This is a genomic window from Methylacidiphilum caldifontis (assembly GCF_017310505.1).
GTDB lineage: Bacteria > Verrucomicrobiota > Verrucomicrobiia > Methylacidiphilales > Methylacidiphilaceae > Methylacidiphilum > Methylacidiphilum caldifontis.
In genome coordinates this window covers 1634297-1658790 of sequence record NZ_CP065957.1, presented here as the reverse complement: position 1 = coordinate 1658790, position 24494 = coordinate 1634297, and the positions used below count along the sequence as shown (strand labels likewise).

At 39.4% G+C, this 24494-nt stretch carries 25 protein-coding genes; 20 read left to right on the top strand and 5 right to left on the bottom strand.

The annotated features are described in order from the left end of the window. Window positions 1-2 precede the first annotated feature (2 nt). Window positions 3-365, top strand: coding sequence for an FtsB family cell division protein (locus IT6_RS07700; protein ID WP_134439528.1), 363 nt, complete (start codon window positions 3-5; stop codon window positions 363-365). Window positions 366-542: 177 nt separating this feature from the next. Here IT6_RS07700 and hemW read toward each other — a convergent pair whose 3' ends face one another. Then, window positions 543-1634 (bottom strand): radical SAM family heme chaperone HemW, encoded by a 1092-nt coding sequence (gene hemW, locus IT6_RS07695; protein ID WP_206825898.1) that lies wholly within the window; start codon window positions 1632-1634, stop codon window positions 543-545. A gap of 79 nt (window positions 1635-1713) precedes the next feature. Here hemW and IT6_RS07690 point away from each other — a divergent pair, with 79 nt between their 5' ends. Next, complete coding sequence (locus IT6_RS07690; RefSeq protein ID WP_206825894.1) at window positions 1714-2634, top strand: glycosyltransferase family 2 protein; 921 nt, start codon at window positions 1714-1716, stop codon at window positions 2632-2634. A 2-nt stretch (window positions 2635-2636) separates the two neighbouring features. After that, complete coding sequence (locus IT6_RS07685; RefSeq protein WP_206825892.1) at window positions 2637-3380, top strand: acylphosphatase; 744 nt, start codon at window positions 2637-2639, stop codon at window positions 3378-3380. A 112-nt stretch (window positions 3381-3492) separates the two neighbouring features. Here IT6_RS07685 and IT6_RS07680 read toward each other — a convergent pair whose 3' ends face one another. Beyond that, window positions 3493-4149 (bottom strand): hypothetical protein, encoded by a 657-nt coding sequence (locus IT6_RS07680; protein WP_206825890.1) that lies wholly within the window; start codon window positions 4147-4149, stop codon window positions 3493-3495. Between the two features lie 112 nt (window positions 4150-4261). Between IT6_RS07680 and IT6_RS07675 the strand changes: the two genes are divergently transcribed. The 7 genes from IT6_RS07675 to sufU all read left to right on the top strand — a co-directional run bounded on the left by IT6_RS07675 (window position 4262) and on the right by sufU (window position 11987). Further along, window positions 4262-4705, top strand: a complete 444-nt coding sequence (locus IT6_RS07675) for an archease (protein ID WP_134439523.1) — start codon at window positions 4262-4264, stop codon at window positions 4703-4705. A 49-nt stretch (window positions 4706-4754) separates the two neighbouring features. Continuing rightward, on the top strand, window positions 4755-6185 hold the full coding sequence (locus IT6_RS07670) for an RtcB family protein (protein WP_206825889.1): 1431 nt from the start codon (window positions 4755-4757) through the stop codon (window positions 6183-6185). A gap of 106 nt (window positions 6186-6291) precedes the next feature. Beyond that, complete coding sequence (locus IT6_RS07665; protein WP_134439521.1) at window positions 6292-7395, top strand: site-2 protease family protein; 1104 nt, start codon at window positions 6292-6294, stop codon at window positions 7393-7395. A 45-nt stretch (window positions 7396-7440) separates the two neighbouring features. Next, on the top strand, window positions 7441-8637 hold the full coding sequence (locus tag IT6_RS07660) for an acetate/propionate family kinase (RefSeq protein ID WP_206825888.1): 1197 nt from the start codon (window positions 7441-7443) through the stop codon (window positions 8635-8637). Window positions 8638-8912: 275 nt separating this feature from the next. Next, the gene (locus IT6_RS07655; protein WP_206825886.1) at window positions 8913-10253 is read left to right on the top strand and encodes a hypothetical protein; all 1341 of its coding nucleotides are present in this window, start codon (window positions 8913-8915) and stop codon (window positions 10251-10253) included. Window positions 10254-10310: 57 nt separating this feature from the next. Further along, entirely contained in the window at window positions 10311-11543 is a 1233-nt protein-coding gene (locus IT6_RS07650) for an aminotransferase class V-fold PLP-dependent enzyme (protein WP_134439518.1), read from the top strand. A 12-nt stretch (window positions 11544-11555) separates the two neighbouring features. Continuing rightward, on the top strand, window positions 11556-11987 hold the full coding sequence (sufU, locus tag IT6_RS07645; RefSeq protein ID WP_134439517.1) for a Fe-S cluster assembly sulfur transfer protein SufU: 432 nt from the start codon (window positions 11556-11558) through the stop codon (window positions 11985-11987). Window position 11988: 1 nt separating this feature from the next. On the opposite strand, the gene IT6_RS07640 is transcribed toward sufU, so the two are convergent. Beyond that, complete coding sequence (locus IT6_RS07640; protein ID WP_206825885.1) at window positions 11989-12402, bottom strand: hypothetical protein; 414 nt, start codon at window positions 12400-12402, stop codon at window positions 11989-11991. Window positions 12403-12532: 130 nt separating this feature from the next. Between IT6_RS07640 and IT6_RS07635 the strand changes: the two genes are divergently transcribed. The 5 genes from IT6_RS07635 to argA all read left to right on the top strand — a co-directional run bounded on the left by IT6_RS07635 (window position 12533) and on the right by argA (window position 19276). Beyond that, entirely contained in the window at window positions 12533-12859 is a 327-nt protein-coding gene (locus IT6_RS07635) for a hypothetical protein (RefSeq protein WP_206825884.1), read from the top strand. 34 nt (window positions 12860-12893) lie between these two features. Beyond that, window positions 12894-15995: a transcription-repair coupling factor gene (gene mfd, locus IT6_RS07630; protein ID WP_242524152.1), complete on the top strand. Its 3102-nt coding sequence runs from the start codon at window positions 12894-12896 to the stop codon at window positions 15993-15995. Between the two features lie 41 nt (window positions 15996-16036). Then, window positions 16037-16975, top strand: coding sequence for a peptidylprolyl isomerase (locus tag IT6_RS07625; RefSeq protein WP_242524151.1), 939 nt, complete (start codon window positions 16037-16039; stop codon window positions 16973-16975). A gap of 33 nt (window positions 16976-17008) precedes the next feature. After that, a complete protein-coding gene (pdxA, locus tag IT6_RS07620) occupies window positions 17009-17896 on the top strand; it encodes a 4-hydroxythreonine-4-phosphate dehydrogenase PdxA (protein ID WP_242524150.1) in 888 nt (295 codons plus the stop codon). A 93-nt stretch (window positions 17897-17989) separates the two neighbouring features. Beyond that, entirely contained in the window at window positions 17990-19276 is a 1287-nt protein-coding gene (gene argA, locus IT6_RS07615) for an amino-acid N-acetyltransferase (protein WP_206825879.1), read from the top strand. Window positions 19277-19320: 44 nt separating this feature from the next. Here argA and IT6_RS07610 read toward each other — a convergent pair whose 3' ends face one another. Further along, window positions 19321-19914, bottom strand: a complete 594-nt coding sequence (locus IT6_RS07610; RefSeq protein ID WP_206825877.1) for a DR2241 family protein — start codon at window positions 19912-19914, stop codon at window positions 19321-19323. Beyond that, entirely contained in the window at window positions 19877-20716 is an 840-nt protein-coding gene (locus IT6_RS07605) for a CbiX/SirB N-terminal domain-containing protein (RefSeq protein WP_206825876.1), read from the bottom strand. Before IT6_RS07605 ends, IT6_RS07610 begins: the two co-directional genes overlap by 38 nt. 105 nt (window positions 20717-20821) lie before the next feature. Between IT6_RS07605 and IT6_RS07600 the strand changes: the two genes are divergently transcribed. The 5 genes from IT6_RS07600 to IT6_RS07580 all read left to right on the top strand — a co-directional run bounded on the left by IT6_RS07600 (window position 20822) and on the right by IT6_RS07580 (window position 24489). Then, on the top strand, window positions 20822-21796 hold the full coding sequence (locus IT6_RS07600) for a class II fructose-bisphosphate aldolase (RefSeq protein WP_206825874.1): 975 nt from the start codon (window positions 20822-20824) through the stop codon (window positions 21794-21796). A gap of 220 nt (window positions 21797-22016) precedes the next feature. Then, the gene (locus tag IT6_RS07595; protein ID WP_134439509.1) at window positions 22017-22319 is read left to right on the top strand and encodes an RNA recognition motif domain-containing protein; all 303 of its coding nucleotides are present in this window, start codon (window positions 22017-22019) and stop codon (window positions 22317-22319) included. Window positions 22320-22461: 142 nt separating this feature from the next. Next, window positions 22462-23250 carry a TIGR00282 family metallophosphoesterase gene (locus IT6_RS07590; RefSeq protein ID WP_206825872.1) on the top strand — a complete coding sequence of 263 codons (789 nt, stop codon included), beginning with the start codon at window positions 22462-22464 and terminating at the stop codon, window positions 23248-23250. 82 nt (window positions 23251-23332) lie between these two features. Next, complete coding sequence (locus IT6_RS07585) at window positions 23333-24124, top strand: hypothetical protein (RefSeq protein WP_206825870.1); 792 nt, start codon at window positions 23333-23335, stop codon at window positions 24122-24124. Continuing rightward, window positions 24121-24489 carry a sulfite exporter TauE/SafE family protein gene (locus IT6_RS07580; RefSeq protein WP_134439507.1) on the top strand — a complete coding sequence of 123 codons (369 nt, stop codon included), beginning with the start codon at window positions 24121-24123 and terminating at the stop codon, window positions 24487-24489. The genes IT6_RS07585 and IT6_RS07580 overlap by 4 nt, the downstream gene beginning before the upstream one ends. Window positions 24490-24494 lie beyond the last annotated feature (5 nt).

Sequence of the window (24494 nt, the reverse complement as noted above, 5' to 3'; positions counted from 1 at the left end):
AGATGATTAAATTAAAAACCTTCAATATCTGGCTCTACTTGGTCCAATGGACGAAGTTCCTTATATTTTGCGCCTTTCTCGTTCTGCTCTGCATTGTTTTCATTCCCATCATCCGGAAGATCGATCAATTAGAAAAGAAAAAAGAACTCCTCTCAAAGGAATACGCTGAAGCACAGTTAAAAAATAAGGAGTTGAGTCGTAAACTAGACCTTCTCAAGCATGATCCCGGTTATATTGAACGGATGGCACGTGACCGGTTAAACATGGGTAAACCTGGAGAAATTATTTTCCGTTTCGACCCTTATGGTTATGTCCCCGTCAATCGAAAAGACATAAAAAAACAAGAAAAAACAAAAAATCCCTAAAAAAAAAGCCCAAGGGAAGGAATATAAAAAATTTAGGATTGCAATAACTCTCTTTTTGGGTCTAGAAAGAATTTAGTAGATCACCTTTAATTTTTAAAAAGATTATATTTTAACATTTTGGTATGGGAAGCAGTCACAAAATCACAAGATTTTTAAGTCAGTGGTATTTCAAAAAATTTATATAAAATAAACCGATATACTATCGGCAACAAGAAAACCACGGAAATTCAAAATAAAGCGACTTCCTTCAATTTGTCCAAAACCCTCTTTAATGAGCCATTCAATATTCTTTTTTTCCTTTTCACTACATTGACTTAGAGGGAGACCTTCTGCAGTGCGAAGAGCTAAAAATATTTTCTCCTTTCTTTTCAACTCTTCATCTAAAATTTCCATTGAAGCCACAGGAAGTCTCTTCTTTTGCAACTCCTCTACATATCTGGTATGGTCTGCCACATTGCACCATCTTCTGTTACCCACGGTAGAAAAGGCAGCCGGTCCTATACCTAAATAATCTTTTCCTTTCCAATAAGCCAGATTGTGAAGACACTGATAGCCAGGAAGAGCAAAATTAGAAATCTCGTACCGAATAAATCCATGATCAGCTAACAGTTGAACTGCAAAGTTGAGCATTTCGATCTCTTTTCTTTCGTCAGGGATGTATTTCCCTTTTTTCATATCCTCATAAAACGGGGTACCTTCCTCGTAGGTTAAACCATAAAGAGAAACATGTTTTGGACCAAGATCCAAGCCAAGTTGCAATGTTCTTTTTAACGACTCAACACTCTGCCCCGGAATGCCAAATATAAAATCGAAATTGATATTTTCTATGCCCACTTCTCTAAGCTTGTTTACCGATTCGATAACATCACTTGGTTTATGCCTTCTTCCTAGAATCAAAAGCTCTTTTTCATTCATGGATTGCACTCCCAAGCTTACCCGGTTAATCCCAGACTGTTTCCATCGAGCCGCTTTTTCCAAAGTCACTGTCCTAGGATTCGCTTCAATTGTTATTTCTTTGACATATTGCTTCGAAATAGCCGAAAGCAGTCGGTCTATCTCATCGGGTTTAGCTATTGATGGAGTACCTCCTCCCACAAACAGGGTCTTGGGATTTAGTCGAAATTGATTGGCTTGAATTTCAATCTCTTTAAGTAAGGCATCCACCAAAAGAGTAATTTCCTGTCTTTCCCCTCTTGTTGCATAAAATCCGCAATAAGGACAAACGGTGGAACAAAAGGGGAAATGGAAATAAATATGTTCAATGTCCATAAAAATTTGCTAAAATGATTATCTAAAAAATAAATTCTTTACTCCTTATTGACAATGGGAAGAGCTTTTATCTGAGATCATGACGGAAAAGACGATAATCAATAACCTTATAGACTGGTCGATCATTATTGTCAGTTTTCAAAGCAAAAAAGTAATCAAAAACTCTTTAGAAGCTTTATTCAGTCAAAAAGGAACTCAAATTGAAATTTTTGTCGTGGATAACAACTCCACGGATGGGACACAAGATATCCTTCAAGAGTTCTCGGATCGAATCACTGTCATCTGCAATCCCATCAACGTGGGCTTTTCACGAGCCGCCAATCTTCCCTTGGATCGAGCAAAAGGCCGGTTTGTTTTGTTCCTTAATCCTGATGTAATGATTAAAAATCCCTATTTTTTAAAAAAAATGGCCCATCTATTTGAAGAAGAAAAAAAAGTAGGGGCTATAGGTCCTTCCCTGTATTATCCGGATGGAAAAATACAACCTAGCATGAGTCTCACTTATCCCAACCAAAAATGGGCAATGTCGTCCCTGCCTGTATACCCAGGCAAAATCGCTGCACTTCTGGGAGCATGTCTTGCAATTCGAAAAGAGATCCTTGAAGAACTTGGAGGGTTTGATGAAGACTTTTTCCTTTACGGGGAAGACCAGGATCTGTGCCTACGCATTCGCAAACTGGGTTTTTCTCTAGCCTATTGCCCCCAGATCCAAGCATTTCATATTGGCGGGCATAGCACTGAGAACATTTCTGCTCAGTTGCTATGGGAAAGAAAGCTGCAGGCCGAATATATCTTCTATAACAAACACTATTCAAAAAGAGCCATCGATCGAATCGCTCTTATCCAACTGATTAAAAGTCATTGGGAACTCTTTCTTCTTTCTTCTTTAGGGAGTGCGATCTTAACCCCATCCAAGCTCAACGAGAAAAAATGCAAATACAAAGCGATCCGTTCTCAAGCCTTGGCACACCTTTTCTCCAAACAGCAAGAAAAAAATTAACCATGATGATCCAGGATTTCAGGAAAGATTTCTTCACCATGCTTGCTCTTTTAGATGAAAAAATGCCTTTTGCCTTTAGTCGATATAACGATGGAGAAGCTTTAATCCTTGCCAATCAAAAAGTGGGCTGCAAAGGAGAATGGGAATATAATCCCAAAAAGCACCTTTCATTCAGAGCTGATTTAAGAAAATCTCTTCTTTCAAAGGATTCACGTTTTTTTTATGGTGTCCCTTCATGGGATACCAGTCCAGAAATGCATAAGGAAGTTCTGCGTTACATCCAAGCTCCTCTGACTCAAATAACCTTCGCTGCTCTTTTTGCTAATGCGAATCACGATCTTTTCCTTAAAGAATGTCTTCCACGCATCCAACAATGGCCACAAGATGTCTATTTTATAGGCAACTCTAGAATTGACCCTCGCTTGATTCATAAAACAATTGGAGTAAAAGAGATTTTCCCCATACAGGGAGATTGTGTAAGATTTTGGGTAAAAAACAAAAATGAAATTTTGGGTTATCTTGACTGGATGGCTACCCGATCTGACAACTCCCTTTTTTTAGTTGCAGCAGGTCCTCTAGGCAAGATACTCATTCATGCTCTTTGGGAGATTGCCCCTACGAACATCTACTTGGATATCGGGTCAGCACTTGATCCTCTGCTTTTTGGAAAAAGCACACGAGCCTACCACAAAGATGCAGCGAACCGTTCGCTTATCCTCCAGTGGCAGCCTAAGCAGAATCTATAATCATGGTTTTTTGCCAACTGAAGATTTTTAAATAAACTGTATTGAGGCATTTGTTCCCAAGCTTGGATTGAGGGTGAGTGGGTTTGACTCCAAGATAGAAGCTTCATAACAGTTAGAAGCGTTTGGCAACCAACCTTTGAGATATCCAGAAAGGAGAACTAAGAGAAATTTCCCACTGGGAGTTTTCCAGCTCCAAAGCCTGGATTAATTCCCTTCCTTGGAATCCTGCTCGCACCGCACGAGAAATTTCTGGATAATCGTAACGGATAAGTCCTATCTTGTTGAAAAACCATAATTCTAAGCTGTGGAAATAAGACCTGTAGGGCTCAGAAATGACTAACAGAGAGCTTTTACTGCTCTGGATCTTTTCTCCTATCCTTTGTAAACTAAGATCATCGTAAGTATACAACACCCAGTTGACAAGGATAAAAGAATATCGATCCCAGCCATCAAATTCGAGCAGTTTTCCTTGGATCCATCTCCATGGAAGAGGCCATTTAATTGGCCGTGGAGTCGTATCAAAGCCCGTTATTTCGATTTTTTCTCGCAGTATTGGATCACTATAAAGAAACCTCCCTAAAAACCCCTCCTCGGCCCCAATTAAAAGCCCATGGGATAAATGATGAATATTTTTTTTCAGGATCTTTGCAAACCAATGATATGTTCTTAAAGAAAGATGAATACGCCTAAGATCTGCTGCCCTTCCTGAAATTTGTTGTCCTCCTTTTGGTTTCTTTTCAGACATTTCAGAAGGGATTATTCTGGTCATTTTTCTGGGCTGTTAATGTTTATTTCATTTTTGAAAAATAAACTTATTTTAAACCCCAAAGAAAAGAAAAACATTCTGTTAAGTTAAAAATTCTTGGATTACATTTTTTTTAATGAATTTTAGTCTCGTATACTCTGCTGCTTTTCGGTGGGAGACATTTCCCCATATGGCTGATATCGGAATAAGGGGATTTGGCAACAGCCCCAAGGAAGCTCTCGAAGCTGTCTCTTTTGCTTTGATTTCTGTCATTACCGACCCACAAAAAATAGAACCCCAAAGAGCTTTGAATATTTGCTGTGAAGCAGATAGCTATGACTTGATTCTCTACGATTGGTTAAATAGCCTCATCTTTAAAATGGCAACCGAAAACATGCTTTTTTGCAGGTTTGACATCTGCTTAAGCCTTCCCTCTCTTCAAGGAGTTGTTTGGGGAGAAACTGTTGACAGACACAAACATTCACCGGCAGTCGAGATTAAAGGAGCAACATTCAGCGAACTTTTCTTTGGTCAAGGGAAAGACGGTCTATGGATAGCCCAGTGTATTGTAGACGTCTAATTGAAAATTGCTCTTTGGAAGCTTATTTTTAATAAGGGGGTGAGAAGACATGGAAATGGCTTTGCTTGAAAAAATTTCCGATTACTGTTGGCAAATCCCTATCCAAGGGAAAATGCGCGTTCCAGTGATTATTTATGGCTCAGAAAAAATAATCCAGGCAATGGACCAAAAAGTTGCAGAACAAGCTTCCAATGTTGCTTCTCTTCCAGGTATTGTAAAAGCTTCTTTCGTAATGCCTGATGCTCACTGGGGTTACGGTTTCCCTATAGGAGGTGTGGCTGCTTATGACCCCGAGGAAGAAGGAGTGATCTCGGCAGGAGGTGTAGGATTCGATATTTCTTGTGGAGTGAGAACCCTTCTAACAGGGCTACAAGAAAAAGATATCCAGCCTATTAAAAATAAACTTGCTGATCTCCTTTTCAAAGAGATCCCAGCTGGTGTAGGCAGTCATGGGAAAATATATCTTGATAAGGAGCAAATGAATAAAATGCTTGTAGGGGGAGCCAAATGGGCGATAGAAAATGGTTATGGGCTACAGAAGGATCTGAGTCGTATCGAAGAAGAAGGATGCATGCCTGGCGCCGATCCCCATGCGGTTTCTAACTTAGCCAAGGAAAGACAAGCCAGAGAAATGGGCACACTCGGTTCAGGGAATCACTATGCTGAAGTTCAGGTTGTCGGCAAGATTTTTGATGAGACAATAGCCAAGGTATTTTCACTGCAACAAGGGGATATCGTAGTCAGCATTCATTGCGGCTCAAGAGGATTAGGACACCAGATCGGAACAGATTACCTGAAAGAAATGGTTGTTTGTGCTCAAAAGTTAAAAATCGACTTGCCAGAAAGGGAACTGGCTTGCGCTCCTATTACTTCTGAACTAGGCAAAAGATATCTCGGAGCAATGCGTGCAGGTATAAATTGCGCTTTTGCCAACAGGCAGATCATTACCCATCTCATTAGAAAAGTCTTTTTATTTTTCTTCCCAGGCATCGAAATGCCCCTTCTCTATGACGTGTCCCATAATACTTGTAAAGTAGAAAAACACAAAGTTAATGGACAATTAAAAGAACTCTATGTCCACAGGAAAGGAGCGACACGTGCTTATGGTCCTAATCAGCAAGAAATTCCTGAAGATTACAGGACCGTTGGTCAACCCGTGCTCATTGGTGGGAGTATGGGGACCCATTCATATATATTGGTCGGTACAACGCAGAGCGAACGGTTAGCCTTTTCTTCTGCAGTACATGGTGCTGGAAGGGCTATGAGCAGATCGAAAGCTTTAAAGGAATGGAAAGGAAAAGAAATTATACGTAGCCTTGAAGAGAAAGGAATTATAATCAGAGCGGTATCGGAACGTGGGGTTGCTGAAGAAGCTCCTCTTGCATACAAAGATGTGAGCGATGTTGTGGAAGCTGCACACAAAGCTGATCTTGCTAAACTTGTAGCCCGACTTGATCCTTTGATATGTATCAAAGGTTAATCGAAATCATCAGCGTCTTTAGGTTGAATTAATAAAAAGAAATGTTTTGACAGATAATTGATGATTTTTCTGCAAATAAAAATCATAATTAAAAAAATTCTATTTAATGAAATTTTCTTGGAAAATTGGATCGATCTTTGGAATTCAAATTTACGTTCATTTCACTTTTTTCATTCTTCTTGGCTGGATCGCCATTGTTCATTATTCAGAGAGAGGAAGAATAGAGGACGCTGTTCTGGGAGTTCTTTTCACCCTTGCCCTTTTTTTTATTATTGTTCTACATGAACTTGGCCATGCTGGGGCTGCTCGGCTATTCAAAATTCATACCAAAGACATTACTTTATTGCCTATAGGAGGTTTAGCCAGGCTTGAAAAAATTCCCGAAGACCCCATCCAAGAGCTAATTGTGGCGATCGCTGGACCAGCAGTCAATTTGATTTTGGCTTTAGTCTTCTACATCCTTATCGTTATCAGTGGCGTTCCATTCGATATTAGCCAGCTAGACCTCATCCGGGGCAATCTCCTTGCTCAATTCTTTTGGACTAACCTCATTCTAGCTGGATTCAATCTTATCCCCGCTTTCCCCATGGACGGAGGAAGAATTCTGCGTGGACTTCTCGGAATAAGAATGGATTTTTTACACGCTACCCGGATTGCTGCTACAGTAGGCCAGACAATCGCTTTGGTCTTTGGTTTTATCGGGCTTTTCTCCAATCCTTTCCTTATTTTGATCGCTCTGTTTGTATGGTTTGGAGCTTCTCAGGAGACCAACATGGCCCAAGTCAAGTTCACCTTGAGTAAAACATCCATCAATCAGCTCATGTTGCGGGAATTTCATGTGTTATCTCCTTACGATTCCCTGGCAAAAGCCGTTGAAATGACTTTATCCACCCAGCAGCATGATTTTCCTGTCGTCGATAACGAAAGGCTCGTCGGTATGCTCTACCGGTCGGACCTCCTTATGGGGCTCATGCAAAGGGGCCAAGAAGCTCTCGTATCCGAAGTTATGACTAGGGATTTTCCTACTGTTGAAGCATCGGATAAAGCCGAAGAGGTGTTCTCAAAAATTCAATCCCTTTCTTATTCGGTTATTCCAGTTACCCAGCAGGGAATACTAGTTGGGCTGCTCACAAAAGAAAACATAGCCGAATTTTTGATGTTTCATACGGCTATAGCTGAAAGAAAAGGAAAGTCTTTTATCCAACGATGACAGTTTCCCTAAATAGGAGTTAAATTTTTGCTCCCCAATTAGCCCATGCAGCAAAAAAATCATTCTCTTATCCTTACTATCAACAGCGGGTCAACAAGTCTAAAAGTCGGACTTTTTGACTGCGAAAACCAAACCTTTATCCTTAAAGGTAACATTGAAAGGATTGGTCTTGCTCAAAGTTTTTTCCGATTCAAGAACCAAGAGGATCAAACAGTAATAGAGGAATGTCTTCAACTTAAAGATCATGACGAGGCCATTGCCAAGCTCTTTGGATTTCTTGGAAAAAATAAATTTGATGAAAACCTATTGGCTGTAGGCCACAGGATTGTCCATGGGGGTCTTCTTTACAGTGAACCAAGGCTCATTACTTCTGAAACAGTTGATAATTTAAAGGAACTTGTAGCTTTTGCTCCGGAACATTTGCCAAGCCAAATCCTAGCCATAGAGTCTTTCCGCAAACAGATTCCCCATGTCAAAAACGTCGGTTGTTTTGATACCGCATTCCATAGAACAATTCCCTTTTATGCACGCTGGTATGCTCTTCCAAAACCAATTAGGGATATGGGCATAGTGCGTTACGGTTTTCATGGATTATCTTGCGAGTATGTCATGGAAGAACTGAAAAAAACGGAAAAAGAAAAGGCTTTGGGAAAAGTCATTATTGCTCATTTGGGTGGAGGAGCAAGCATGACAGCGGTCTATAATGGACAAAGTATCGACACCACCATGGGATTTTCTCCTCTATCGGGATTAGTTATGGAAACCCGGTGTGGAGATCTCGATCCAGGAGCGGTTCTTTATCTCGTTAAAGAAAAAGGCTTGACTGCATCTGAAGTTTATAATCTGCTCAATAGCCGCTCAGGCCTATTAGGCATAAGCGGAATTAGTTCTGACATGAAAGAGCTTATCGAAGATACAACAAAAGAAGCCGAGCAAGCCATAGAAGTGTTTGTTTACCAAGCAAAAAAACATCTTGGAGCATTGGTTGCCATTTTGAATGGCCTGGATATTCTTGTCTTTACGGGAGGCATTGGGGAACATTCCGCCCTGATCCGCAAGAGAATCTGTGAAAACCTTGATTTTTTAGGGATTCGGCTAGATCCTTTAAGAAACGAATCCAATAAGGAAACGATTTCGAAGGAAAATTCCCCTTCCAAAATAAAAATAATCAAAGCAAACGAAGAGTTAGTTATCGCTCAGAAGACTTTTAAACTCATTAGCCAAGGCAGCTTAACACTCTAGTCGGCTTTCCCTAAAACCTTTCTTTTTTTGATCTGTTTTTCCTTTATTCATTCAATTATTAGGCTTTATAGTTCATTTTCATGGCAAACCAGCAAATGTTTGACAAAGAGCTAAAACTTAAATTTGCTAGAAACTTTCCCTCTTCCTTATTCTTAATCAAGCTGTATCCATGGAGAATGATGGATAAAACATGATCAAAGGTCTTAATCGCCAAAAGCTAAAAAAATTTTTTAAATGAACATCCATTTTTGAATGACAAAAGTCAGTAGAGTGCTGTGAAAACCCTTTTTTTGCTTTTTTTTCTTACTGTTTTTTTCAATATTTCTCGGGCTAGTGATAAAATAGAATATAGCCAGCAGTTGTTGATCAAGCCCTTACCAAGTATTGGCCTTTTTGATCTTAAGATCAATCCAAAACCGCAGTCCCGGTTCTTTGGTGAAGTCAATGCTTTTTTCGATACGATCCAATGGGTATCTCCTTCTGATCTGCAAACTATCCTTACGACCATTGAACCACATTTTTGGCCTTCAATGTTCAAAAAAAATCTGTTGGTTGAAAATTCTTCCTTTCTCGATATTCCCTTAGGCTTTGCAGAAGATAAAGGGCAATGGAAAACCTTAAGCCCAGATGCACAGGACTTTCTTCTTTTCCGTTTTGGAAAATGGATTCTTTGGCTTGAAAAAAATGGAAATATAAGATCGGCTCAAAAAGTAGAATCGACAAGACTTATAGCTGCCGAAGTTAAAGATTCTGACGATGATCCTACCCCTATTTATTTTCACTATTTTCAAGGTCAATATCCCAAAATCAAAAGCGTGGTTCCGTTCAAATATTTCGATCCAGTGGAAAACAAAATGGTCGACTGTATCGGTATGTTAACAGAAGACGATGATAAATCCAGAGTTATTGAAGCCTTTGAACTGGAGAGCCAAGAAAGAATTATTCGTCTTGTGGAGTCAGAACTGACTGAAACTTCCCCAGAATGGGAATGGTTGCTTACTTCTCATTTCGACTTCATGCCTGTCAGGTTTTCAGATCCAAAAGACCTTTCCTCTCTGGATATTCCGCTAGCTGTTGGTATAGAAACTACAAAAACAAATTTTCTTCTGTCTCCTGCATTAGTGAATGTTTTCCCCAAAAAGGGTGAAATTATCCTGGTTGATCAAAAAGAGAAAACCCAAAAAATAAAAGACACAGAAGATGCTTTCATTCCAAGACTTGGACCTGATGGAACAGTAGGTTGGATTCAAAAAGACCATCTGGTTCTTTATCGGTTTGGCAGGGTTATCCAATATTTCCCGTTTGAAGGGAGCTTTTCTTTAAATTGGTGTTTTAGTAACCATGGCAAAGAAGCTTGTCTTTATTCTAGAAAGCCCCTAAAACGGAAAAATCGGATCTTGTTGGGGACAAACCTTTTCCTATATTGGTTTGCGGATCTCAAAACCTATACCGATTACTTGTTTTCTTTTGAAGAGATATTCACTAAATATGACACTCATTCCGGATTGCTCATCGAGAGGGTGATTGCCAATCCTGAATCCTCCTTGGAGGCAGCTGAAAAACTACCCTTGTGGGCGAAAGCACTCAAAGTCCTCAATCAATTTTACTTCGAATAATGACAAGGCTTATGACAGTAACCTTGAGCCTTTGACTTTTAAATGGTAGGTTTTAGAATGGAACCCATTGAAACTTTTAGAAAAGACTTTCCTATTCTTTCTCAACGGGTTAATGGTTACCCACTGGTATATTTTGACAATGCGGCAACAACTCAGAAGCCCCGACAAGTTATCGATGCCCTTTCAAACTTTTTTCTTTCTTCCAATGCTAATGTGCATAGAGGACTTCATGAACTCAGCAATAGAGCAACAGAGCTTTTAGAAGAGTCTAGGCAAAAAATCGCCCATTTCATTCATGCACAAGGTCCTGAAGAAATTGTTTTTACAAAAGGAACGACTGAATCGCTCAATCTTGTCGCTTCCTCTTTAGGATCTCTTTTAAAACCTGCTGAGGGTATTCTTTTGACTGAAATGGAACATCATTCTAATCTCATCCCTTGGCAGCAATTGGCTAAACAAAGAGGGCTACGACTGTTTTACCTTCCCATCAAGGATAAAGAAGGTGGTCTCCAAATGGAGAAACTCGAAGAGATTTTTACGCATAATCGCATAGCTGTTTTCTCATTTACTCATGTTTCAAACACCTTAGGGGTGATCAATCCGGTCGAATCTCTTTGTTCTATTGCCAGAAAACATGGGGTCATCAGTGTTGTCGATGCAGCGCAAAGTGCCGGACATCGACTGATAGATGTTCAAAAAATAGGGTGTGATTTCTTGGCTTTCTCTGGTCATAAAATGTGTGGGCCCACCGGAATAGGTGTTCTTTATGGGAAAAAAGAATGGCTTGAAAAAATTCCTCCTTACCAATTTGGCGGAAACATGGTTTTGGAAGCCGATTTTTCTGACAGTCGATGGAAAGATCCTCCTCATAAATTTGAAGCGGGTACTCTGCCCATTGCCGAAGCTATAGGCTTGAAAGCGGCAATAGATTATCTTTGTCAAATTGGGCTGGATAAGATAGCCCTACACGATGAACAAATAGGTTCATATGCTTACAGTAAAATTTCTTCTCTACCCTGCATAATTCCTTTAGGACCCAAAGGGAGAAGAGCAGGCATTGTTTCTTTCTCTATAAAAGGGTTGCATCCTCATGATTTCATTAGCTTTTGTGACCGCTATGGCATCGCGTTGCGTGGGGGACACCATTGTAACAAACCCCTGTTATCGAAACTGGGAATAGATTCTACTGTTCGAGCAAGCTTTTATTTTTACAATACCCAAAATGAAGTGGATCAATTCATGGAGATTGCCGAAAAATGTTTACGGTTTTTTAAATTACCCTGCAACTAATTCTTTTTGATTATGGATATACAAGAACTATACCAGGAAATTATATTAGATCATAGCCGTTACCCTCGAAATTTTGGGAAGCCAAAGGAAGGAAATTTTGTCGAGGCCGAAGGCACAAATCCGAGTTGTGGAGATAGCATAAGAGTTTTTGCTCAACTCGATCCTCAGCATCAAATTATCGAAACGATCTGTTTTGAGGGCAAAGGCTGTGCCATCTGTATGGCTTCAGCTTCCTTGATGACAGAAGTTGCCAAAAAGAAAAAGATCGAACAGATAAAGGCTCTCAAAGAAAACTTGCAAGGTTTCCTAACGGGCAATGAAAAGCTCAAAGAAGAGTTACCCGAAGAATTAGCATGCCTTAAAGGGGTAAGGCATTTTCCCATCAGAGTAAAATGCGCTCTTCTTCCCTGGCATGCTCTGGATAAATTATTGACTCATTTTTAATCTATTGATAGTTTCTGGAAAGATATCGGACAAGCAGTGCGGAGTAAACTGTTTCAGTAGTTCCACTTCCTACTTTTGTCGCATAAAGACTATCGCCTACATATTGCCTTTCTTTTACAAGAACAATGAGGGCATCGGCTCCCATTTGTTTTGCTTTTTTGACTATTCCTTTAAGAGTTGGTCCTTTTTCAAAAGGACCATTTCCTCTTTTTTCATAAAGAGTTCCATATACATGATAGGGACGATTGGGCCTGCCTTCTATCCATACATCCAGACCATCTATATTCTTTTTTTCACCTTTTCCCTGATTCAGCCCATAAATATATCCCTCCTCAGGGAGATAATGGGAGTATACGCAACCCCAAAAAGCAAGGATAAGCAAAGAAAACAATAAAAAACGCAGTTGATTTCCCATTGTTTTAATTATTAGGTATTTTCACATAAAACGAAGTGAGAAAAGAAATCTTTTAGCAACCTAGCAAAAAACTTTTTGATATTGTAACTTTTTTGGTTTTTATGATTTTTAAAAACCTTCTGCTTAATTAATGGATTTCAAAGAAGACGATCCTTTGTTCAAGGAAAAATTCATGAATTGGCTCCAAGGTATTTCTTCAGCTATTCCCTTAGAGCAATATTGCGAAGAGGGATGGCCCTCGGAAGCAGTGCAATTTTTCATAGAAGAGTACCGATTTAGCCCTGAATCAATCGAAGTTAAGTTCTGCGCACTATTCGAAGAGTGCATATCTTCCTGTTGCCATCTGGGTTCTGAAATTGAAGACAAAGGCTTTTACACAATTCCCAGGCGGGGTGATTTTATATGCAGTTTTGATCGAAAACATGGCAGCTACCAGTTTAAACTTGCAGGAGAATAAAGAAAATTTTTGTTCTGGCCTAGGAAACAAGGAAATGACTTTTTCTTTCGAAAAATGGCTGGATCACCCTTTGTTAAAACAACATCATCAACACCTGTTTGAGCAAAGCAACTGGCGTATCGACTCCTTGCCCATATCCGCTCAATCTTTTCTCCTCGCTTCTTTTCTTCATGAGTATCATACACCACTGCTACTGATCGCTGAAAACATAAAAAAAACCAACGAACTTGCTCTTGGTTTAGAATGCTGGGGGCAACCTTATCTTATCCTTCCCGAAATTGAGCCTGCTTCGACAGGAGTCTTGGTGGATCCAACATTGCTAGCCGAAAGATTAAGGACAGCTTATCGGCTTTTGGATTTTTCATCTGGAGCCATTATTACTACCGAACAGGCCATAGCCGAAGCCCTGCCTTCTCCAGGACTTTTAAAAGAAAAACGCCAGCCAATTCGAGTCGGAGATACGCTAGATAGAAGCATCTTGATGGAAAAGCTTATCGATGCAGGTTATGAAAGAGTCGATACTGTAGATTGTAGAGGTCAGTTCACGGTACGTGGAGCGATCATAGACATATTTTGTTGGGATAGTCTCTATCCACTCAGAACGGAATGGGAAGGCAATAGAATTGTTTCTCTAAGACAATTTAATCCTATCACTCAACGTTCTTTCAAACCAATTGCAGAATCCTTCGTTTGCTTTTTCAATATTGAAGAAATAGAGAAAGGCAAATCCTCTCTCTATGATTATTTGCCTAAAACCATTCTTACGTTCTGGTCTACAGCTCCTATAATTCCAGCTCCAGATGTACCCATTCATTTTGAAAGTCATCTTTTCCTTGAGAGTCCAAAAGGAGATTGGTTCCACCAAGAAAGAAGATGGCAACTTTTCCTTACTGAACTTGGGAGGTGGATAGAAAAAAAATGGGAAGTGATTATTTTTGTCAATAATGAAGGAGAAGAGTCCCGTCTCAAAGAAATTTTAAATAATCAAGGCATACCTACTGAAAAGATTCTCTTTTATAGGAGTCCTCTTTTAAAAGGATTTTCATGGCCTGCAGCTAAGCTTGCAATTCTTACGGATGCTGAAATTTTTGGAAGGTATCAAAACCAAAAAATTTTGCTGCATGGTCAAGAAAACAAGGATTATCAACAAAAACCTTCAAGCAGCGATATTTTTGAACAATGGAAAGAAGGAGATATCGTCGTTCACTTGCAACATGGGATCTGCAAGTTTATGGGCATCAAAACCATGGATGGAACTAACTCTGAAATGGTTGAACTTGAGTTTGATCAGAAAGCAAAGCTTTATGTTCCCATAGACCAAGCCTATCTTATTTCTCGATACATTGGGGGCACAAAAAAACTGCCCAAGCTCGACTCTCTAGGAGGAACCAGATGGATAAGAGCTAAAAATGCTGCACAAAAAGCGGTTACAGATCTTGCCGAAAGATTTCTCAAGATCAACGCAGAAAGAGAAGTTCTGGAAGGGTTTGCTTTCCCTAAAGATGATCATTGGCAAAGGGAATTCGAAGAAGCCTTTATTTATGAAGAAACTCCAGATCAACTGAAGGCTATAGAAGAAACAAAGCAAGATATGGAAAGCAAAAAGCCTATGGATAGGCTTATATGCGGCGATGTCGGTTTTGGCAAAACAGAGGTGGCGATTCGGGCAATATTTAAAGCGATAATGGGGGGCAAACAAGCCGTTTTTCTTGCTCCCACTACTGTCCTTGCCAAGCAGCATTTCAATACTCTTACTGAAAGATTTGCTGATTACCCGATACGAACAGCTTTGCTTTGTCGTTTTGTTAAAAACAGCGAAGAAAAAGAAACGCTTTGTGGGCTAAAAAATGGAACCATAGACGTTGTCGTCGGAACACACAGGCTTCTGTCAACTGATGTGGAGTTCAAGAACTTGGGACTGATTGTCATTGATGAAGAACAACGATTTGGTGTTTTGCAAAAAGAAAAATGGAAAGAAAGATTTCGATTAATAGACGTATTATTGCTTTCAGCGACACCTATACCTCGAACCCTTTATTTAGCCATGGCCGGAGCCAGGGACATGAGTCTGATTGAAACCCCTCCTCCCAATCGTTATCCCATCGAGACCATTGTCGGTCCTTATGATGAAAGAATCATCCGGCAAGCAATCGAAAGAGAATTAAATCGAGGGGGACAAGTTTACTTTCTGCACAATCGGATAAAAACCATTGAAAAAGTTGCATCTCGTATAAAAGCTCTTTTGCCTTCTATCAAATTGGATATTGGACATGGAAGAATGAAAAAACATGAACTTGAAGAGGTTATGGAAAGATTCATAGAAGGTAAAACGGATGTTTTGCTTGCCACAAGCATAATAGAAAACGGATTGGATATTCCCAATGCCAACACGATTATCATCGACAGGGCTGATCTGTTTGGACTTGCAGACCTCTATCAGTTAAGGGGAAGGGTAGGAAGATCAAATCAAAAGGCTTACGCTTATCTTTTGCTCCCACGAGATTTGTTCATTCAAACTGATGCCAAAAAACGAATCAGGGCCATGCAAGAACACTCTCAACTTGGTGCTGGCTTCCAGATAGCTTTAAGGGACCTGGAAATACGAGGAGCTGGGAACCTTTTAGGGACCTCTCAAAGTGGCCACATTTCCTCGATAGGATTTGAACTCTATTGCAAACTGCTAAAAAAAGCCATTCGAAAAATTCAAGGTAAAGAAACCTCATCTTTAAATGAATGCCGAGTCTCCCTTGATTTCTTGATTCCTGAACCAGGCGGGGGAAGACATGCTTTGGCTTACATTCCTTTTTCCTACATGGAAAAAAGACAAGACAGATTGCATGCCTACAGGCAATTAGCAGAAGCATTGAGCCTTCAAGAACTCGAAGAAATCAAGCTAAGTTGGAAAGATAGGTTTGGAACATGGCCAGAACCCGTAGAGTATCTCTTTTCAATTGTCGAAATCCGCATCATAGCAGCAAGCAGAGGTATAGAAAGAGTCGAGACCGAAGGTGAAAAGTTGAAGCTAATGAGAAACAATGAATTTCTATTCACAAAGCAAGGCAAATACCCACGCTTGATAGAAGCTGAACCTAAGGATAAAATTCTACAAATAAAAAAATGGTTAGAAACCTTTTAATTTTATTTACTTTCTTTTTTTTCTTTTTTTTAAAACAAAATTTGTTCTCTCAAAGCCAGGCTAGCGATGGTATTGCTGCTATTGTTAATGACAAGGTCATCACCTTTTCTCAAGTGAGGAAACAGGTAGAGCCTAATGAAGCGGTATTGAGAGAGACATACCAGGGACCTGAACTGGTTGACCGGATAAAAGAAGCACGCCTAAGTGCCTTGAGGGCACTCATCGATAGAGAACTGATTATTCAGGATTTTAAAAGCAAAAAATATGCTATTCCTGACTCCTTCATTGAATCCCGGGTCAGGGACATTATCCGAACACAATTTGATGGGGATAGGATCGCCTTTATCAGGACATTGCAGGCAAACGGCGTAAGTGAAGAACAATATAAACAACAGCTCTTGGAGCAGATCATTGTTCAAGCCATGAGAATGAAAAACGTCTCTGAACCTGTAATCATTTCACCATACCAGATCGAGAAATACTACCAAGATCACATTGCTCAATTTTTTGAGCCTCCTCAGGTAAAACTCAGGATTATTTTCTTACAAAAAACCTCTTTTAAGGATAAACGCGCCACAGTCGATGGCCAATTGGAAGAATATGATCCGGCAAAAGAAACGGCAACTGAACTCCTAAGCAAGCTTCAGTTGGGAGCTGATTTCGCTGAGTTGGCGAGGACTTACTCCGAAGGGCCAAAAAGAATGGATGGTGGAGATTTAGGTTGGGTAACAAAAGACAGTTTGCGTCCTGAAATAGCAGATGCAGCTTTTTCCATGTATCCAGGACAAACAAGTGGAGTTATAGAAACGATTGACGGTTATTATATCATCAGGCTTGAGGACAAGCGCAAAGGCAGACTCAAGCCTCTTGCCGATGTTCGAACGCAAATTGAAGGTCTTCTCATTCAAGAACAACGACAAAAACTGCAACAACAATGGATAGATAATTTAAAAGCGAAAGCTTTTATAAAAATGTTTTAAACTTGCTTTACAATTGTTAGATTTTCTAGTGAGATGCTGCATATTCCCACAATTGGAATTACACTGGGCGATCCTGCGGGAATAGGCCCTGAAATCGTCGATAAGGCCTTGAAATGCAATAAAATCCCTAAGCGGTTTGACTACAGAGTGATAGGCCCAAAAGCAAAGTTTGAACCAGGAAAACTTACCCCTTTTTCAGCTTCCGCTGCATGGGAAGCTTTGGAAGAAGCTTATGAGCTTTGGAGAAAAAAAGAAATACAAGCTATAGTCACCTCTCCGATTCATAAAGAAAACCTCTTTCAGATAGGCTTTCCTTACCCTGGCCAAACCGAATTTTTTGCTTCAAAGACGGGTGTACCTCTTGAAAACGTGGTCATGGCCATGTCGAGTTCAAAAATTAATCTATCGTTATTATCCACTCATCTTAGCCTATTTAAGGCGATCAAATCGATAAACAAAAACAAAATACAGCTTGCATCGGTTTTACTTTTCGAATTTTTGAAAAAAATAAAGAAAAAATCGAAATTCAAAATAGCCGTTGCAGGACTCAACCCTCACTGCGGAGAAAAAGGGAATTTTGGCAATGAAGAGGATGAAATCTTTGTTCCAGCCATCAATGAGCTCAGGGAAAAAGGTTTTCCTATCTATGGACCCATTTCTCCAGATTCCGTGTTCAGAGAAGCCCTAATTGGCAAATACGACGGTGTGGTTGCCTCTTATCACGATCAAGGATTAATTCCCTTCAAACTCGTATCCTTTTATTCAGGAGTTAATGTCACCCTTGGATTGCCATTAATCAGGACATCTCCAGACCATGGCGTAGCTCTTGATATTGCAGGTAAAAATAAAGCCGACCCAAGGAGTCTAATCGCAGCCATTAAATTAGCCTGTAAATTAATACATAAAGAAAATTATTCATGAACTTTTTTGAATTTTTCCCTTTCTTCTTTTTGGGATGGAATAAAGAGATGAAGTTTAGAAAAAAATGTGTCGTTGCACTAATATTTTAATCTCATGAACGTATCTGATCTAAGAGGAATCCTAGCCTATATTCCTCAATTTAGGGAAAAGGTTTTTGTCATAGCCATTGATGGAGCCATCGTGGCTTGCGAGAATTTTTCAAATATCGTATTGGATTTAGCTGTCTTGAGAAGTGTGTCTATTAAAGTGGTTCTTGTCCACGGGATAGCTCACCAGCTCAAGCAACTCTCTATTCTTTTGAACACGCAACTCTCGGATACCACAGGCATAGGAGTAACTGACCAGAAAACTTATGAATTAAGCCTAATGGCTTCTTCAAATGTGACATTCCAGATATTAGAGGCTCTCTCCACTTCGGATCTAAGGGCTTGCGCTACCAATGCTATTGTTGCTCACCCTTTTGGTATAGTAGGAGGCATAGATTATCAACTTACAGGACGCATTAAAAAAATCGATGTTTCCTTTATCGAATATTTATTACAAAAAAATATTATTCCAGTCATAGGACCAATCGGTTACGATGGAGAGGGTAAGAGTTACAGGATAAACTCTGATTCGGTTGCCCAATTTGTAGCTGAGTCACTTCAGGCTGAAAAGCTTATTTATCTGACTCCCTATCCAGGAATACTCAATGGTGAAGGAAAACTTATTCGAGAGCTTGATGTCAGCTCTGCCCTAGAATTCCATAAAACCTTTTCAAAGGATATGGCTGAACCCATTCGATCTAAACTTGAACATGCTATACATGCATGCAAAAATGGGGTAAACCGGGTTCATATTTTGGATGGTCGAATGGATGAGGCACTCCTTTCTGAAATTTTCTCAAACAGTGGTGTGGGCACCATGATTTATGCCAACCAATATGAATCTATACGGCAGGCACGCAGAAAAGATATTGGTTCGATTTTGAAACTTATCCAAGAACCTATCGAAGCGGACGAAATCTTGCCCCGTAAAGGCACTGATATCGCCAGAGATCTTCCTTTTTATTATGTTTTTGAACGTGACAACCAGATCGTGGGATGCATCGCTGTTTATCCCTATCCCAAAACTTCTCAAGCCGAACTTGCATGTCTATCGGTTGCTAAAAACTATGAAAACCAAGGCATAGGAAGAAAATTGATTCGATTTGCTGAAAAACTCTCTTCCGAACAAGGATTTAAACAACTTTTCCTTTTATCCACAAGAGCCTATCTCTATTTCATGCAAAAGGGTGGGTTTAAAGAAGCCGATCCTTCTATTCTTCCCCTAGAAAGAAAATTAAAGTATGAAAAAAATGGGAGGAGATCCAAAGTCCTTTACAAATCCTTAAATGGATAGGAAGACAGCAGCAAATCACCTGTCCCTAAGCTAACAAAAGAAACCTAAGAAAACATCTTGGACTGTCTCTTTTGAAGAACCTTTATCCTGCATTGTTCCAAGAAAAAAGGACAGGCTTCAAGACAAACCAAGGGAATTGAAGAACGTTCGGCTAGCTCCAGAGGTTGTTTTATCCACCAAAGATTTTGACGAAGACATTGCATTCTACAGGTTTCTTGTACAACCTGATCGATTAATGAATCATCTGCCCTTGCAATGATTTTGTACATGCCCACTTGCCTTTTGATCGTACTTTCGAAAGGAACAGGAACATATGTTTTTTCTTTGTAACCGATCCAATGCATTAAAGCAAAAGGGTATATCCCCTCTAGGGCACAAAAAAGATTCTCTGTATCAAGAGGTCCAAATTTCCAGCCTTGGATAATTCCAATTTTACCTTTTAACGGTCGGTACAAGCCTTTTGAGTCTATGCGTAGCATCAGTTTCAAATCAAGCAAAGAAGAAATGGGAACTAACTTATCATTGAAAGAATCCTTTCGATTGCAAATCCAGTATCCTTCCAGTACCTGAAGTTCACCTACTTGTATCGGAGGAGGATTCTCAACAAGCCATCTCTGCCAATATTCCAAAACATTCATCGAATTGGGCAACTTGCTCGACTACAACTTGATCTATTTCATCCAGTGTTCCTACCGCTTTTGTATAACAAAGATAAAAGCCATCAATATATTGAGGATTATGACTAAAAGCTAGCCCCTTTTTAACTTCTAAACCCATCAGTCTAGGGACATCAACATAGGAATGATCTCCTTCGGAAATGAAAAAAGGAACGGTAAAAACAAATCTGGATTTTACATATTCTTTCCAACGAGAAATCCGAGGTTCTTCTTCCAGGAATAACACATGACATTCTCTAAACAAATTGCTTTTTCTTATGAGTTCAAGTTGGCTGTATGCCGTCATTTTGGATTGTGCATTCTTTCTTGTTCCATGACTGACTAATAAAAGATCCCTTTCCTCTGGTGCATACCCTTCTTTATCCAGGAAATTTAGGGTTTGGTTGACGGTTTTAATGATAATGTCTGCCACCCTGGGATTTTCACCTATTGCTTTACAATAGCCTATTATTTTTTCACCTTTTTTTGAATAGGCACCATTTAATTCCATCTCCGCAGGGATCACTTTTTCAGTAAAAAAACCATGGCTCAAAAAAAAAGGAACAACATAAATAAAAGGGGACTGAATCGATAAAAGGGTTTGATGGAAAGAAGGTTCTTCTTTCCAGAAAGTCTCATAAACATTTTTGAATAATTTTTTTCTTCTAATTTTTTCAGCATTTATATAGACAGGTAAGGCAGCATCAGGATTATATAAAGAGCCGTGACCAGCTAAAACAAGGGTCGATTTTGACCATTTTTCTTCTTGAAAAGACCTTAGCATAGTATGTTTTAATTTAGTCATTTATTAAGATTTAGGATCAAAAAAAGGTATTTTTTTTAAAAATAATTATTTTAGAATTAATATAAACTTAAAAAGGAGCATCGAATGATTGTTACAGCAGCAGAGCTATTTAAAGTTGCTTACGGAAGATTTGCAGTAGGAGCATATAACATCAATAACATGGAACAAACTCATGGTCTTTTCCGTGGAGCTATCCAATCTCAATCACCATTTGTTATTCAAATTTCTCGCGGTGCACGAAAGTATGCAGACAAAAGAATGCTCGAAGCCATGATAAGAGCTGCAGAAACGATTTATCCTGATGCTGTATTTGTTGTTCATCTTGATCATGGAGACGAGGCCACCTGTTATGATTGTATAGATTCCGGTTTCTATAGCTCGGTGATGATCGATGCTTCTCACGAACCTTTCGAAAAGAATGTTGAAATCACACGACGTGTGGTAGAGAGAGCTCATGCTAAAGGGGTAAGCGTAGAAGCAGAACTGGGTATGCTTGGAGGAGTTGAAGAAGATATTAAAGTTGAAGAAGGTCATGCTTGTCTGACTGATCCCGATCAGGCGAAGGAATTTGTTCAACTTACAGGTTGTGATTCTTTAGCCTGTGCGATTGGGACAAGTCACGGTGCTTACAAGTTTAAAGGCAGACAATCGATCCATTTCGATGTTCTTGAAAAAATTCAACAAAGACTGCCTGGTTTTCCTCTTGTCATGCATGGTAGTTCAAGTGTCCCTCAATCCGAAATTATGCGGATCAACGCTGCCGGAGGAAAACTCGATCCCAGTGCTTGTGGGGTTAACGATGATGAATATTTACCTGCTGCAAAACTGGGTGTAACCAAAATAAATATTGATACCGATGGCAGGCTAGTCTGGACCCGCGTTCACAGAGAATATTTCAGGGATCATCCTGAAGATTTCGATTTCCGCGGCCCAGGTAGAGTATTTATGACCGAATACGCCAATTTCATTGCTAGTCGTAGTGAAAAATTAGGATCCAAAAATACTCTATCTGAAGTTAGAGCTGCAATACTGGAACAAAGAAAAAACAAAGCGGCATAATCGGTTAAAAAAACGGCCCTTCTCAATAAACATCCTTTTTTTTAGAAAAAGATTTTTTGACTTTTTCTTTTAATTAAGAGATTTTTTAATTACTGTTTTTTGCTTTGTCTCCGGTCTAATCGGTTTCAAGTAAGAACAGCTGAGGGAGAAAAGTGTGCTAGCAGGGTTGTTAGATGCCGATCTCCGTTTTGAAATAATTATTTAAAGAAATGTTAGTTTTATGAATAGAACAAGACTCTATGTTGGTAATCTTCCCTTTCGAATTTCCGAAAACGATCTTCGAGAGATCTTTGAACCCTATGGGCAAGTTAACGAGATTAATCTTATCGTGGATAAAATGACCGGACAATCGAGAGGGTTTGCTTTTGTTACAATGGATTCATCTCAAGCCGCCCAAGCAGCTATCAATAATCTTAACGGAACAAATGTTAGCGGCCGGCAAATCGTTGTCAACGAAGCGAAGCCTAGGGAAGAAAGACCTCATAGACACAGAGAAAATTCGGGAAGATCACGTAGAGGATAAAATCTCTGGATTTGTCCTTCTTTTAAAATTATATATGGGCAAATTAACGATTTGCCCATATACCCAAAAATAACGTATTCTTTTACAATCGAGTTGATTTCTTATTCAACATCCATAAAAAAGTTTATTGGTTCACAACAAGTTGAAAGTTGTATTTTTTGGTGATGTTGTCGGAGAAGTAGGAAGAGAAGCTTTAAGACTGTCTATTCCAAAAATTAGGTCGTTTTATCAACCTGATTTCATCTTGGCAAATGGAGAAAATGCAGCTGGAGGAAATGGTATAACTCCAAAAATTACCTATGAATTTCTCAGGCTTGGTATTGATGTGATTACTCTTGGGGATCATGCCTGGGATCAAAAAGAGATCATTTCTTTCATTCAAGATGAACCAAGACTACTACGTCCTATCAATTATCCCCCTGGAACTCCTGGAGAAGGTTATATTATTGTCAAGGGAAACGGCAAAAAACTAGCTGTAGTCTGCGCAATGGGTAGGACATTTATGTTACCTCAAACAGAAAACCCTTTTCTTATATGTAAAAAAATAGTTACCGAGTTAAAAAAAGAAACACCTTGTATTTTTGTTGATTTTCATGCGGAAGCAACTTCAGAGAAAATAGCTTTTGGCAGATATCTTGACGGAGAGGTTTCTGCTGTTGTGGGAACTCATACTCATGTCCAAACTGCTGATGAAACCATTTTCCCTGGAGGCACAGCTTACATCACCGATGTAGGCTTTTGTGGAGCTCATAATTCAGTTATCGGAAGAGAAATTGCTCCAATCATTCATCGTTACACCACTTTATTACCCACAAAATTCATCTTAGCCACGGAAAATCCAAGGACTGATGGTATATTTGTTGAAATCGATGAGGAAAGTGGAAAAGCAAAAAAAATTGAAAGAATACAGCTCTCTTTGTCTTTGTCTTAACTTTTCGATGAAAACACTTGCTTTGTTCCTATAACGAGTAGGATTTAAAATAAAAAAATAGGGATGGTGACAACAGATTTCGATGGTTCTTAAAAAACAATCAAGCTTCCTTCTAAATATCTTTTTCTGTTTTTCTTGGTTTTTGTTCTATAGGCATGCTTTTTGTTATCCTGATATCCATTCTCTCGTTCAGCATATTGCCAATGAATCTGAAAAAATGGCCCGCCTTATTCATAACTGTTCTTTTAAAGAAGATGTTCACTTGGAAAAGCTGGATCACAAATGGAATCCTTATTCAACAACAGATATCCATTTTTTTATAGGTCCCGGGGGTAGTCCTCTGAATTTAGAGAAATATCCACTCAAAGAAAGAAAATTGATTATTTCCGAAGCTCGAGTTGCCCGTGAAGCCATAGAGACTCTTTTTTCCTTGCATCAGGCCGTTCATCGGTTCAACCTCAAACTTGTTGGAGAAGAATCGTCCCCTGATGGACAATCCTATTATATTATAGATTTTGTTCCTAGAAAAAATATCCCTTACCGGACTCGCATGGAAAAGGTCTGTAACTTCCTTTCAGGCAGGCTTAAGGTTCATAAGAAAGATTTTTCGGTTTGTGAGGCCAGGGTAAATTTGACTGAACCTGTTGATCTGTTCTGGTTTCTTGCACGGTTAGAAAAACTTTCATTTTTTTACGTTTCCCAGAGCCTTCCCGAAGGTAATTTTCCTGGGATAATTGATTTTCTTTATCATTTGACTCTACCCTTTAAAAGCATAAAGGAGCATGAAATGATAAAGATTTCAGAATATCATATGCTTCAACAACATCTGACCACAACCTCTAACAATGAAAAGCTAAAAAAGGACGGATTATGAATATGGCAGGTTTAATTTTACTTGGCTTGGTCTCTGGCTTTGCAAGCGGCTGTTTTGGGATTGGTGGCGGAGCTGTTATCGTACCCGCTCTTATTCTTTTTTTTGGCGTGCCTTATCACATAGCTGTGGGGACATCACTGGCTTTAATCATTCCTATTGCCTTAGCGGGAAGTACTCTTAATGGATTATTACAAAAGATTGATTGGACTATTTTTGGAACCATTCTCATTTTTGGTGTTATTGGAGCCATTATTGGAGTTATATTCATCCAAAAAATACCAGCAACTCTTGCCAAAAAACTCTTGTCTATCTTCCTATTTTATGCCGCCTATCGGCTTTGGTTCGGGACAGCCGGAAAGATTTAAAGCTT